This window comes from Xanthomonas sp. MLO165, assembly GCF_018831305.1.
Classification (GTDB): Bacteria; Pseudomonadota; Gammaproteobacteria; order Xanthomonadales; family Xanthomonadaceae; genus Xanthomonas; species Xanthomonas arboricola.
Map to the genome: position 1 here is coordinate 444,854 of NZ_CP029263.1, position 11,766 is coordinate 456,619.

Below are 11,766 nucleotides of genomic sequence, written 5' to 3' on the forward strand. Positions count from 1 at the left end.
CGCGCCCGCCACTCACTAACTCAACAATGCACCCAGCCGCTGCGCCGCCTGCTTCAACGGCTCCAGCAGCGTCTGCATCGTCTGCAGGCTCACGCGCCCGGCCTGGGCGCCGATGTTGAGCGCGGCGATCACCTCGCCGCGCAGGTTGCGCACCGGCACCGCGATCGAGCGCAGGCCGATTTCCAGTTCCTGGTCGGTCAGGCACATGCCTTCGCGGCGCGTGCGTGCCAACACTTCCAGCAGTGCAGACGCCTGGGTCACGGTGCGGTCGGTGCGCGGGCGCAGCGTGGTGCGCTCCAGGTACGCCTGCAAGGTGTCGCCGGGCAGGGCGGCCAACAGGACGCGGCCCATCGAGGTGCAGTAGGCCGGCAGGCGTGTGCCTGGGCGCAGCCCGATCGACATGATGCGCACCGTCTCGGCACGCGCCACGTACAGCAGGTCGTCGCCGTCCAGCACGCCCAGCGAGCAGGATTCGTGCAACTGGTCGCGCAGCCCGTCCAGCACCGGCTGCGCCGCCGCGGTCATCGACGAAGACGCCGCATACGCACCGCCGATCCCCAGCACGCGCGGCAGCAGCACGTAGCCGCGGCCCTGCTCGCCGACATAGCCCAGCCTGGCCAGGGTATGCAGCACCCGCCGCACCGCCGCACGCGAGATGCCGGTTTCCAGGCTGATCTGCGACATCGTCACCTCGCGCGCGTGCTGGGCGAACACGCTCAGCACCACCAGCCCGCGGCCCAGCGAGGTCATGAAGTCCGGGTCGCCCTGGGCGGCGGCGATCTGCTGCATCAACTCATGCGGCAGGCCGCGTTCGCTCCCGGCGGTGGCCACGGTGGTGGTGGGTTTGCGGCGGCTGAAGGCGGGCTCGGGCATCGGATCGCAGCTTGGACGGGTCCGTGCATGGTAAGCGCTCACGCCGATACATGCCCCCGGTCGCAGCTTGCGCCTGGACATGTAAGCGCTTCACCCTGGTTGCCGCATAATCGTTGCTGGTTTGTTTCGGATCGGTCTCCTTAGTCCATGAAAACCCCCAAGGGCCTGCAACCGCTGATCGACGACGGCATCATCGACGAAGTGTTGCGACCACTGAAGAGCGGCAAGGAAGCATCCGTCTATGTGGTCAGTACGGGCGCCGACATCCTGTGCGCCAAGGTCTACAAGGACATGGCGCAACGCAGTTTCCAGGCGCGCGTGCAATATCAGGAGGGCCGCAAGGTGCGTGGCAGCCGCCAGGCGCGCGCGATGGGCAAGGCCACCAAGTTCGGCCGGCGCGAAGCCGAGACCGCGTGGAAGAACACCGAAGCCGAGGTGCTCTATCAACTGATGGACGCCAGCGTGCACGTGCCTAAGCCGCGCGGCTATTTCCACGGCGTGCTGCTGATGGACCTGGTCACCGACGAGGCCGGCCACAGCGCACCGCGGCTGGGCGAGGTGGACCTGGAGCCGGAGCAGGCGCGCAGCTTCCACACCAGCCTGATCGGCGATGTGGTCAAGATGCTGTCGCTGGGCCTGGTGCACGGCGACCTGTCCGAATACAACGTGCTGGTCTCGCCCGAGGGCCCGGTGCTGATCGATTTTCCGCAGGTGGTCAGTGCTGCCGGCAACAACGCCGCACGCGACATGCTGCTGCGCGATGTGCACAACCTGCGCGACTGCCTCGGCCGCTTCGCCCCGGAGTTGCTGGACACCCATTACGGCGAAGAGATGTGGGCGCTGTTCGAAAAGGGCGAGCTGCGCCCGGACAGCGTGCTGACCGGCCGCTTCAAGTTCGACACCCGCCGCGCCGACGTGCGTGCCATCCGCGCCTCGATCGAGGACGCACGCCAGGAAAACCTCATCCGTCAGCAGGGCCGCGAGGCCGCTGCCGAGGACGACGACTAGGCCGCTGTTGCGTTCGCGCGCGATGCGGCGTCACAGCAGCGACACAGTTGGCGCGCATGCCGGCATGCATCGCTCACGACTGTCATGCAGGTGCGTGCCGATGCAGGCGCGCAGCCACGATGCAGTGCAGCAAAAAACCAACAGATGCTGATGATGCGACTGTTCGCCAGGCATCGCCATGGCAGGCGCATGCATCGGCAGCACGGGGTTTTTGCGGTACTGCCGCGCATCTCCGGCACCGCCATTGAAATAATTGATGGCGTTGAATGGTGATTGATCATAAGTATCTGGCAGGCTCAGCCATCGTCTCCTGGAGAGTCCGCCATGTCGTTTGATCCCGATGTCGTGCGCCTGTTCGCCCAGCTTCAACACGCCGCTCAACCACCGATGGAAACCCTGCCGATCGAGGGCGCGCGCGCAATGATGCGTGCACTCGGCACGCAGCTGGGCTTTTCGCGTGTGGAGATGGCCGAGGTGCGCGACCTGCAGGCCGGCACCGCTGCCGGCCCGGTGCGCCTGCGTCTGTATCGCCCGTCCGGGCTGGCTGCCGGTCCGGCCCCGACCTGCCTGTTCGTGCACGGCGGCGGCGGTGTGGTGGGCGACCTCGACTCCCACGACGACGTCTGCCGTCAACTGGCGGCGCGCGCCGGCTGCCAACTGCTGGCGGTCGACTATCGCCTGGCGCCGGAACATCCCGCGCCGGCCGGCGTGGAGGACGTGATTGCGACCCTGCATTGGCTGGTTGCCCAGCCCGATGCGGTCGGTGCCGACGTGCAGCGCCTGGCCGTGGCCGGCGACAGCATCGGCGGGGCCATGGCCGCAGTCGCGGCGCTGGCCGCGCGCGATGCCGGGATCGCATTGCGCTGCCAGGTGCTGGTGTATCCGCTCACCGATGCGCGCGAGGACAACGGCCAATACCCGTCGCGATCACATAACGCCGGCCTGCCGCCGCTGACCGCCGAGGCGGTGCGCTTCTTCAATCGCCATCTGTTGCCCGACCCGGCCATTGCACAGGACTGGCGCGTCTCGCCGATGCTGGTGCCGGAGGTGGCCGGCGTTGCGCCCGCACTGGTCATCGTGGGCGAGCGCGACATGCTCTACGACGAAGGCCGCAGCTATGCCGAACGCCTGCGCGCCGCCGGTGTGGAAGTCACCCTGCACAGCTTTCCCGGCATGATCCACGGCTTCATCAATATGGGCGGCGTCCTGCGCGCCGCCGGCGAAACGCTGGAGATGGCAGCGCTGCTGCTGCGCCAGCGCTTGCTGCCCGCCGTCGAGCGCAGGGCGGCATAAGGGCGTGCGGCAGGCGTGCCATGCGCGCGCTGCCGCAGCGCTGCAGCCATGCCCGCATGTGGATCACCGCGCGAGGGAAAGACGACGATGCAGGCTTGCAGGTACGCAAGTCTTGCGGGCCGCCAGCAGGCTCAAAAGTTGAAGCGGAACGTGGTCATCAGCACGTGGTTTTCGCGGTCCACGGTGCTGGTGTTGACGAACTGATTCAGATAACCGACGTCGACATTGGCAATGTCGTTGAACTTCCAGTTGATGCCGACGAAGACGCGGTTCTGGTCCAGACCGCGTCGGGCACCCCACTCGGTGTGGTCGAGATTGACGAACAGTTCGTTGAAGGCCACCCACGACAATTGCGCAGACAATGCGCTGGGCCGGACCGCCCTGATCATCTGGCGCACCCGATACCCCTCGTCGCTGAAACCTTCGCGGTGCCGCTGCTCCAGGCGGGTGCGACTGGTGATGGTGATATTGGCAATCGGATCGAACTGATATTGAAACTGCCCCCACCAGCGATTTTCGCGGTTGGAGGACTGCCCGGCCGGGTGGCTGATGATGGTGTCATAGCCCATCCAGACACTGGCCTTGGGAGTGAACCGGTAAAACACCGCAGGGCGCAGGATCAACTGGTCGAACTGTTCGCCCTCTTCGCGCCAGCGTGGGTGCACATCCATGCTCCAGTACAGGTTTTCGACCGGCAGCTTGCCCTGGGCATACACGCTCAGCCAGTAACGCCCGTCTTCCTCGGTCTGCGCGGCCGCTTGCGAGGTGCCGCCCAGCATCAGCAGCAGGGCGGGGCAGGCGATCCGGTAGCTGGCCGTCAGCAGCGCGCGCAGTCTGTTCATCGTCAGGAAGTCGTCGGTGGTGCCGGAGCATACCAACTCGTTCGCGACCTCCATCGCGCTTTTAGGCACCGCCGCTGCGATACCGGCGTGTTGCTTCGCTTGCGGCGACATGCCGTCGCGCCATGACATCCGCTGACAAACATTCACGCGTGTGCCGCGTGTAAACGCATGCGTCCGAACAGGCAGCCGCCATGCAGCTGCCCACGCACCGGCGAGCGCTTACGCCACCTGGCTGCGGCGCGCCCGCTCCAGATGCACCAGCAGCAACGAGATCGCCGCCGGCGTCATGCCGGCAATGCGTTGCGCCTGGCCGATGCTTTGCGGGCGCACGCGCTCGAGTTTCTGCTGCACCTCGATCGACAGCCCGCGCACGCCGGCATAATCGAATCCATCCGGAATCGGCGTGGTTTCGTGGCGCTGCTGGCGTGCGATGTCGTCGCGCTGGCGGTCCAGGTAACCGGCGTATTTGACGCTGATCTCCACCTGCTCGGCCACCTGCGCATCGTCCACGCCCGGCCCCAGCGTCGGCACGCGCATCAGCGCGGCGTAATTGAGTTCGGGGCGCTTGATCAGGTCCAGCACGTTGGTTTCGCGGCTCACCGCCACGCCCAGGGTCTGGGCCACTTCGCGGCCCAGTGCATTAGCCGGGGTCGCCCACAGCACCGACAGGCGCGCGCTTTCGCGCTGCACCGCCTCCTGCTTGGCGGAGAAGCGCGCCCAGCGCGCATCGTCGACCAGGCCCATCGCGCGGCCGACGCCGGTCAGGCGCGCATCGGCGTTGTCCTCGCGCAGCTGCAGGCGGTATTCGGCGCGGCTGGTGAACATGCGATACGGCTCGGTGGTGCCGTGGGTGATCAGATCGTCCACCAGCACGCCCAGGTAGGCCTCGTCGCGGCGCGGCGACCACGCCGGCAAGCCCTGCACGCGGCGCGCGGCATTGAGCCCGGCCAGCAGGCCCTGTGCGGCGGCCTCCTCGTACCCGGTGGTGCCATTGATCTGCCCGGCGAAGAACAGCCCGCCCACCGCCTTCGTTTCCAGCGAGGCCTTGAGCCCGCGCGGGTCGAAGAAGTCGTATTCGATCGCATAGCCGGGGCGGGTGATATGCGCCTGTGCAAACCCGTGGATCGAGCGCACCAATGCCAGCTGCACGTCGAACGGCAACGAGGTGGAGATGCCGTTGGGATAGATCTCGGCCACTTCCAGGCCTTCGGGCTCGACGAAGATCTGGTGGCTGCTCTTCTCGGCAAAGCGCACCACCTTGTCTTCGATCGACGGGCAGTAACGCGGGCCGATGCCCTCGATCTGCCCGGAATACAGCGGCGAGCGATGCAGCGCACTGCGGATGATGTCGTGGGTCTGCTCGGTGGTCTGGGTTATCCAGCAGCTGACCTGGCGCGGGTGATCGCCGAGTTGGCCCATGAACGACATCACCGGCAGCGGGTCGTCGCCCGGCTGTTCCTGCATGACGCTGTAGTCGAGCGTACGCCCGTCGATGCGCGGCGGGGTGCCGGTCTTGAGCCGGTCGATCGCGAACGGCCGTTCGCGCAGACGCGCGGCCAGCGTGGTGGCCGGCGGGTCGCCCATGCGTCCGGCCGCGTACTGGGTCTCGCCGACGTGGATCTTGCCGGCCAGGAAGGTGCCGGCGGTCAGCACCACCGAGGGCGCTTCGAAGCGCAGCCCGGTCTGGGTGATCACGCCGCGCACGCTGTCGGCTTCGGCGGCGCCGTTGTGGATGATCAGATCGTCCACCGCCGCCTGGAACACGGTCAGGTTTGGCTGCGCCTCGACGATACGGCGGATGGCGTTGCGGTAGAGGTTGCGGTCGGCCTGGCAGCGGGTGGCGCGCACCGCCGGCCCCTTGGAGGCATTGAGCGTGCGCCACTGGATGCCGGCCTGATCCGCCGCGCGTGCCATCGCCCCGCCCAGCGCGTCGATCTCCTTGACCAGATGGCCCTTGCCGATCCCGCCGATGGCCGGGTTGCAGCTCATCGCGCCCACCGTCTCGATGTTGTGGGTCAGCAGCAAGGTGCGCGCACCGGCGCGCGCGGAGGCCAGCGCCGCCTCGGTGCCGGCATGGCCGCCGCCGATCACGATGACGTCGTAGCGATAGAAGGAGTCGGACATGGGCGTGGACCAGGAGCAGAAGGAGGTTGGCGGCCGCGAAAGTATCGGCTGAAGGGCGAGTAAGGTCACTCGACGGATAAAAATGTGATGTAGATCACATTATCGAACACTGGCTCTCAAGTTGGCATGTTCCGTGCGGATATCCCTAGTGCACCCGTCGTGGCATTGCGACATGGGCGCAAGGCTGGAATTGGAACAGGGGCCAGCCACGCGTGCGATGGGGTAGCGTAAGGGTCGGTAGTCGGGGGACTGCCGACCCTTATTTTTTTCCGCGCTCCACCGCCCGCCGCAGCCCTGGCTGCTCGAACGGGGTGCCCAGGCGCGCCAGAGCGGACCGCACGACAAAAACATAAAGCCCCGGCATGCCGGGGCTTTATGCGTTGGAGGCGCCGATATCCGACAGGGCCGGAACAGGGGGGATCCAGATTTCCCTGTCGGACATCGACATAAGTCGGTCAGTGCGCCCGGCCGGGTCAAAAGATGACGTGGCGGGTCACACAGAGCGCCTAGCTTGCGACCAAGTGCCGGCTGAACGCAAGCCCCCAACATCGCCATTTGTGGGCCACGTCGCAGTCAGCAACTCAGGGAATCTGCTCACGCGTATTGCGCGGCGCGGTCTGCCGCTGAATCTCGCGGATCACCCGCGGCGGCGCACCGATACGAGGTGGCCGCGACGGCGGAGCGCCAGTCGCCGGTGGGCGATTGGGCTGTTGCGGGCGCGGGCCGTTGGGACGGGGCCCATTGTTGAACGAGCCGTGCGGACGTGGCGGCCGGTACTGCGGGCGGCGATCGTTCTGGCGGTAGTAATAGCCACCGCGGTAGACCGGATACGCCGGGTAGTCGTACAGCCCGATCGAACCGGCGCCGTAAGGGTAACCGTAGGGATTGCCGTAGAAATATGGCGAGTAGCCCGGCGGGTAGCGGTACTGCACCGCAGGCGCGCCGCGGTAATAGCCGCCCGACCCCGCACCGGTGTAGTCGTAGGTTGCGCAGCCGCCCAGGGCCAATAGCCCGGCGGCGAAGATCAGACGGAATTTCATGGATGGTGCCCTCCTGCAACCATGGTGTCACTTTCGAACCGATGCATTGAATCGGTCCTTAACTGTGCCGCAATGTGGTGCTTCTGCATCGATCCAGCATGCGCGGGTGCCGCGCGTGCAGCCGTGAAGGCGGGGACGATACGTTAATCTTGCAGGCATGATCGAGACGGTCCCGCTTGCCCATTCCGACGTCCTGCAAGCTGCTGCGCGCATCGCGCCGCAGTGCGTGCCGACACCGCTGCTGACCTCGCACAGCCTGGACGCCCTCTGCGGTGCGCAGCTGTTCTTCAAGGCCGAACACCTGCAGCGCAGCGGCGCCTTCAAGTTCCGTGGCGCCTGCAACGCGGTGTGGTCGTTGCCGGAGGAGCTGGCCGCGCGTGGGGTGGTCACCCATTCGTCCGGCAATCACGGCGCCGCACTCGCGCTCGCCGCGCGCACGCGCGGGATCGGCTGCCACGTGGTGGTGCCCGAAGGCGCGGTGGCCGCCAAGCTGGCCAATATTTCCCGTCACGGCGCCACGCTGTGGCGTTGCGCGCCCACCATCGCGGCGCGCGAGCAGATGTGTGCCGACGTCCAGGCCGGCAGCGGCGCGACGCTGGTGCATCCGTATACCGACCCGGCGGTGATCGCCGGGCAGGGCACCGCCGCGCTGGAGCTGCTGCTGCAGAGCGGCGGGCTGGATGTGCTGGTGGCACCGGTCGGCGGCGGTGGGCTGGCCGCCGGCAGTGCGCTGGCGCTGCAATCGGCGCCGGGCTGTGCGCTGGTGCTGGCCGAGCCGAGCGGGGCGGCCGATACCGCGCGCTCGCTGGCGGCCGGCGAGCGCCTGGTCGACTTCGTGCCCGACACGCTCTGCGACGGCCTGCGCGGCACCCTGGGTGCGCCCAATTTTGCAGTGTTGCAGGCCGCCGGCGCGCAGGTGATCACCGTGGACGATGCGGCGGTGGTGCAGGCGATGCGGCTGATCTGGCAGGTGCTCAAACAGGTGGTGGAGCCGTCCTCGGCGATTGCGCTGGCAGCGGTGCTGGGCGACCCGGCGCGCTTTGCCGGGCGGCGGGTCGGGCTGATCCTGTCCGGCGGCAATGTCGATCTGGATGCGCTGCCGTGGGCCGCGGCGTGAGCAGGCGGTCGCGTGGGATCGGTCTGTGGGGCTGGTGCTGGCGCCTGTGCATGCTGACGCTGATCTGGCTGGTGGGCGTGGCCGGCTGGATCGTCTGGGTCGGCGATCGCGACCAGGCCGCGCCGGCCGACGTGATCATCGTGCTGGGCGCGGCTGCCTACGACGCGCGCCCTTCGCCGGTGTTCGAAGAGCGCATCCGGCATGCGCTGGACCTGTACGCGCAGGGCTACGCGCCGCGGCTGCTGTTCACCGGCGGCTTCGGCAATGGCGCGCGCTTTGCCGAATCGCAGGTGGCGCGGCGCTACGCGCTACGCCACGGCGTACCGCCGGAGGCGATCGTGATCGAGACGGTCTCGCGCACCACCCGGCAGAATCTGCAGCAGGCACGCGCGCTGATGGACCGGCACGGCATGCACCGGGCGATCATCGTCAGCGACCCGTTGCACATGGCGCGCGCGCTGCGGCTGAGCGATGAGCTGGGGGTGGACGCGCTGGCCTCTTCCACGCCCAGCACGCGCTTTCGCAGCTTCCACACCAGCTGGCGCTTCCTGCTGCAGGAGGTCTATTACTTCCATCGCGATCTGGTGGTGCAGGGCGCCTGACGCCGGGTATGCCGCAGGGCAGGCGTGTTGAAGCGCAAAACGCGCTCTATGATGCCGCTTTCCCAGCGGCAGGTTCGAGCATGAGCGAGCGCAATCGGCAACACGCCACCGGCCTGGTCCAGGCCTATTACGCGGCATTCAACCGCGGCGATTGGGACGCCATGCTGGCGTTCCTGGCCGAGGACGTCGCGCACGATCTCAACCAGGGCCCGCGCGAGATCGGCCGGGCGGAATTTGCCGCCTTCCTGCAGCGCATGAACGACAGTTACCGCGAGCAGCTGCGCGACATCGTGATCACCGCCAACGAGGATGGCACCCGGGTCGGTGCCGAGTACGTGGTGCACGGGGTCTACCACACCACCGACGAAGGCCTGCCGGAAGCCAATGGGCAGACCTATGTGCTGCCGGGCGGTGCGTTCTTCGATGTGCGCGACGGCAAGATCACCCGCGTCACCAACTACTACAACCTGCAGGAATGGATCGCGCAGGTGTCGCGCTGAGCGCATCGACCGGCACTGCGTAGGCGCGCACCCGGGCGCGATGAGGCGTTATCGGCAATGCCTGGTCGCGCCCGGGTGCGCTCCTACGTGATCGGTGCGGTGTTGCGGCCGGAGCTGTGCCTATGTAGGAGCGCGCTTGCGCGCGATGGGGCGTTACCGGCGATGCCGGTCGCGCCCGGGTGCGCTCCTACGTGGGTGGGTGGGGGTTACAGCAACACGATCCCGACCACCACCAGGATGAAGATGCCCCACTTGAGCGTCTGGTACAGCGGGTTGTTGCGTTCCTTCAGCGCCTTGGCCTTCAGGCGCGCGGCATAGAAATAGCGGAACACGCGGTTGATGCCGCCGGTCTTGTCGCCTTCCTGATTGGGCGAGGCACCGGCCGAGAGCAGGCTGCGACCGACGAAGCGGTTCACCGCCGCGGCCCAACGCCAGCGCATCGGGCGCTCGATGTCGCAGAACAGGATGATGCGGTCCTGGTCGGTGTCGTTGCGCGCGTAGTGGATGTAGGTCTCGTCGAACATCGTCCACTCGCCGTCGCGCCAGCTATGGCGCTGCCCGTCGACATCGATGAAGCAGCGATCGTCGTTGGGCGTGGCCAGCCCCAGGTGCAGGCGCATGGACCCGGCGAACGGGTCGCGGTGCGGGCGCAGTTCGCTGCCCGGCGGCAACTCGGCGAACATCGCGGCCTTGACCGTGGGGATGGACTTCAGCAACGCAGTGGTCTGCGGGCACAGTTCGGACGCCGACGGGTGGGCGGTGCCGTACCACTTCAGATAGAAGCGCTTCCAGCCACGGCGGAAGAACGAGTTGAAGCCGATGTCGGTGTAGCCGTCGGCGGCGCGGATCTTCTGCATCTGCTGCAGCGCCACCGCTTCATCGCGGATCAGCGGCCAGTTGGCGCGCAGCGGCGCCAGCTCCGGAAATTCCTTGCCGGGATCGATGAACGGCGTGGTCGGCACGCGCGAACACAGGTACATCAGCGTGTTGATCGGCGCCATGAAGGTGGAATGGTCCAGCAGCTGCCGGCTGAGCCGGTGCCGCACGCGACCGCGGTAATGGATGTACAGCGCCGATGCGATGAACAGCGCGATGATGAGCCACTTCAACATTGGGAAGGCCGATTGGGGGACGGGGGCCGCAAACCTAAGAGCGGCTATCAAAACGTCAGTGCAGCAGCCGGGCGGAGGCGCTGCCGGTACTCGGAACCGGCATGTACCACGCGTACATGCAGATTCCTGCGCGCCGTCTGCAGCCACTTGACGGCTGCGTGCTGCGTTTTGCTAACCACGCCGGTTCAGGCGTCGAAAAGGCAAGCCGCAACAGGAACATGCGGCCGTTGACTGCTGAATTCTACCGGGTGTCGCGACCGAGCCTGACAGGTCTGCATTGGTGCCGTCGCAAAACTGTGTGTCTCGCCGGCAACGGCTGCGTTGCTGCCGGCGATCTGCACCGCCGCTAGTCGATGCGGCGGCGGATCGGGATCGAGGCCACCGGGACGCTGGCGACATCGTGTCCCTGCTCGCGGATGGGCGCGCCCGGCGCCGGTGCCCAGGCGTGGGCATAGATTACTTCCCAGGAGCTGGGCAGGGTGCCGTCCGGCCGCCGCAAGGGCTCATAGGCGGCGCTGGCGGCGGCAAAACGGCCGCGTCCGGTCAGGGTGGCGCGGCGATTGCTGAGTGCGTTGGTGGCGCCCATCGCGCGTAGCTCGCGCATCAGAGCAGGCAGGTCGCTGTAGGTCAGCGTGAACAGGTCGCGGTCCAGCACCGGGTCGCGGAAGCCGGACATCAGCAAGGCATCGCCGAACTGGGCGATCGGCGGAAAGCGGCTGACATGCGGTGCCGGGTCGGCCTGGGCGAAGGCCTCGCGCAACTCGATCAGCGTCTCCGGGCCGAAGGTGGAGCACAGCAACAAGCCGCCTGGCCGCAGCGCGCGGCGGAAACCGGCAAATACCGCGGGCAGGTCTTCCACCCACTGCAGGCACAGGTTGCTGAAGATCACGTCCACGCTGCCGTCGGCCACCGGCAAGGCGCGTGCATCGGCGCAGACCTGCGCGAACGGCTTCCACCAGCCCGCTGCCTTGCGCGCCTGGCGCAGCATCGGCATGGCCTGGTCCAGCGCGATCACCTGCGCCTTGGGCCAGCGCTTCTTGATCGCGCCGCTGGCATGGCCGGGGCCGGCGCCGACATCCAGCACCACCTTGGGCACCTGGTCGCCCAGGTAGTCGAGCGATTCGAGCAGGCGCGCTTCGGCTTCGCGCTGTAGCGCGGCGGCGGCGGCATAGCTGCTGGCGGCACGCGCGAAGGCGCGCCGGACGTGGCGGGGGTCGAAAGTACTGTTCATGAGCGGCGCTATTGTCGCCTGTGG

The 11,766-nt window shown here is 67.4% G+C and carries 12 protein-coding genes and 1 other RNA gene; 6 read left to right on the top strand and 7 right to left on the bottom strand.

Features of this window, described 5'->3' with window-relative positions; all coding sequences use genetic code 11:
• Window positions 1-15 precede the first annotated feature (15 nt).
• The gene (locus DGN21_RS01940; protein WP_215825099.1) at window positions 16-873 is read right to left on the bottom strand and encodes an IclR family transcriptional regulator C-terminal domain-containing protein; all 858 of its coding nucleotides are present in this window, start codon (window positions 871-873) and stop codon (window positions 16-18) included.
• A gap of 147 nt (window positions 874-1,020) precedes the next feature.
• Here DGN21_RS01940 and DGN21_RS01945 point away from each other — a divergent pair, with 147 nt between their 5' ends.
• Window positions 1,021-1,881 (top strand): PA4780 family RIO1-like protein kinase, encoded by an 861-nt coding sequence (locus DGN21_RS01945; protein WP_039528778.1) that lies wholly within the window; start codon window positions 1,021-1,023, stop codon window positions 1,879-1,881.
• A gap of 30 nt (window positions 1,882-1,911) precedes the next feature.
• Here the strand turns inward: DGN21_RS01945 and DGN21_RS01950 are convergent, their stop codons facing one another.
• Window positions 1,912-2,262 carry a hypothetical protein gene (locus DGN21_RS01950; RefSeq protein ID WP_164738858.1) on the bottom strand — a complete coding sequence of 117 codons (351 nt, stop codon included), beginning with the start codon at window positions 2,260-2,262 and terminating at the stop codon, window positions 1,912-1,914.
• Between DGN21_RS01950 and DGN21_RS01955 the strand changes: the two genes are divergently transcribed.
• Entirely contained in the window at window positions 2,206-3,174 is a 969-nt protein-coding gene (locus DGN21_RS01955) for an alpha/beta hydrolase (RefSeq protein ID WP_054591142.1), read from the top strand. The two genes, DGN21_RS01950 and DGN21_RS01955, sit on opposite strands and share 57 nt — an antisense overlap.
• 131 nt (window positions 3,175-3,305) lie before the next feature.
• On the opposite strand, the gene DGN21_RS01960 is transcribed toward DGN21_RS01955, so the two are convergent.
• From DGN21_RS01960 to DGN21_RS01970, 3 genes are all read right to left on the bottom strand, one after another.
• On the bottom strand, window positions 3,306-3,953 hold the full coding sequence (locus tag DGN21_RS01960; protein ID WP_162491096.1) for a DUF2490 domain-containing protein: 648 nt from the start codon (window positions 3,951-3,953) through the stop codon (window positions 3,306-3,308).
• Window positions 3,954-4,235: 282 nt separating this feature from the next.
• Window positions 4,236-6,140, bottom strand: coding sequence for a tRNA uridine-5-carboxymethylaminomethyl(34) synthesis enzyme MnmG (mnmG, locus tag DGN21_RS01965; RefSeq protein WP_184428943.1), 1,905 nt, complete (start codon window positions 6,138-6,140; stop codon window positions 4,236-4,238).
• 581 nt (window positions 6,141-6,721) lie between these two features.
• Window positions 6,722-7,180, bottom strand: a complete 459-nt coding sequence (locus tag DGN21_RS01970; RefSeq protein ID WP_024938779.1) for a hypothetical protein — start codon at window positions 7,178-7,180, stop codon at window positions 6,722-6,724.
• A gap of 157 nt (window positions 7,181-7,337) precedes the next feature.
• Between DGN21_RS01970 and DGN21_RS01975 the strand changes: the two genes are divergently transcribed.
• From DGN21_RS01975 to DGN21_RS01985, 3 genes are all read left to right on the top strand, one after another.
• Entirely contained in the window at window positions 7,338-8,297 is a 960-nt protein-coding gene (locus DGN21_RS01975) for a pyridoxal-phosphate dependent enzyme (RefSeq protein ID WP_126965386.1), read from the top strand.
• A complete protein-coding gene (locus DGN21_RS01980; protein ID WP_026064498.1) occupies window positions 8,282-8,899 on the top strand; it encodes a YdcF family protein in 618 nt (205 codons plus the stop codon). Before DGN21_RS01975 ends, DGN21_RS01980 begins: the two co-directional genes overlap by 16 nt.
• Before the next feature lie 80 nt (window positions 8,900-8,979).
• Window positions 8,980-9,399, top strand: coding sequence for a nuclear transport factor 2 family protein (locus tag DGN21_RS01985; protein WP_065047020.1), 420 nt, complete (start codon window positions 8,980-8,982; stop codon window positions 9,397-9,399).
• Window positions 9,400-9,605: 206 nt separating this feature from the next.
• Here the strand turns inward: DGN21_RS01985 and lpxO are convergent, their stop codons facing one another.
• Window positions 9,606-10,511, bottom strand: a complete 906-nt coding sequence (lpxO, locus tag DGN21_RS01990) for a lipid A hydroxylase LpxO (protein ID WP_016903250.1) — start codon at window positions 10,509-10,511, stop codon at window positions 9,606-9,608.
• A gap of 101 nt (window positions 10,512-10,612) precedes the next feature.
• Between lpxO and DGN21_RS01995 the strand changes: the two genes are divergently transcribed.
• A non-coding RNA gene (locus tag DGN21_RS01995) (sX9 sRNA) lies at window positions 10,613-10,688 on the top strand.
• Between the two features lie 169 nt (window positions 10,689-10,857).
• On the opposite strand, the gene bioC is transcribed toward DGN21_RS01995, so the two are convergent.
• Complete coding sequence (gene bioC / locus DGN21_RS02000; protein WP_039517288.1) at window positions 10,858-11,742, bottom strand: malonyl-ACP O-methyltransferase BioC; 885 nt, start codon at window positions 11,740-11,742, stop codon at window positions 10,858-10,860.
• Window positions 11,743-11,766 lie beyond the last annotated feature (24 nt).

What these genes read in the sequence shown, in the direction of transcription:
- DGN21_RS01945 (WP_039528778.1), top strand. Translation starts at nt 1,021, where the DNA reads ATGAAAACCCCCAAGGGCCTGCAACCGCTGATCGACGACGGCATCATC.
- bioC (WP_039517288.1), bottom strand. Translation starts at nt 11,742, where the DNA reads ATGAACAGTACTTTCGACCCCCGCCACGTCCGGCGCGCCTTCGCGCGT.
- DGN21_RS01970 (WP_024938779.1), bottom strand. Translation starts at nt 7,180, where the DNA reads ATGAAATTCCGTCTGATCTTCGCCGCCGGGCTATTGGCCCTGGGCGGC.
- mnmG (WP_184428943.1), bottom strand. Translation starts at nt 6,140, where the DNA reads ATGTCCGACTCCTTCTATCGCTACGACGTCATCGTGATCGGCGGCGGC.
- lpxO (WP_016903250.1), bottom strand. Translation starts at nt 10,511, where the DNA reads ATGTTGAAGTGGCTCATCATCGCGCTGTTCATCGCATCGGCGCTGTAC.
- DGN21_RS01940 (WP_215825099.1), bottom strand. Translation starts at nt 873, where the DNA reads ATGCCCGAGCCCGCCTTCAGCCGCCGCAAACCCACCACCACCGTGGCC.
- DGN21_RS01985 (WP_065047020.1), top strand. Translation starts at nt 8,980, where the DNA reads ATGAGCGAGCGCAATCGGCAACACGCCACCGGCCTGGTCCAGGCCTAT.
- DGN21_RS01960 (WP_162491096.1), bottom strand. Translation starts at nt 3,953, where the DNA reads ATGCTGGGCGGCACCTCGCAAGCGGCCGCGCAGACCGAGGAAGACGGG.
- DGN21_RS01975 (WP_126965386.1), top strand. Translation starts at nt 7,338, where the DNA reads ATGATCGAGACGGTCCCGCTTGCCCATTCCGACGTCCTGCAAGCTGCT.
- DGN21_RS01955 (WP_054591142.1), top strand. Translation starts at nt 2,206, where the DNA reads ATGTCGTTTGATCCCGATGTCGTGCGCCTGTTCGCCCAGCTTCAACAC.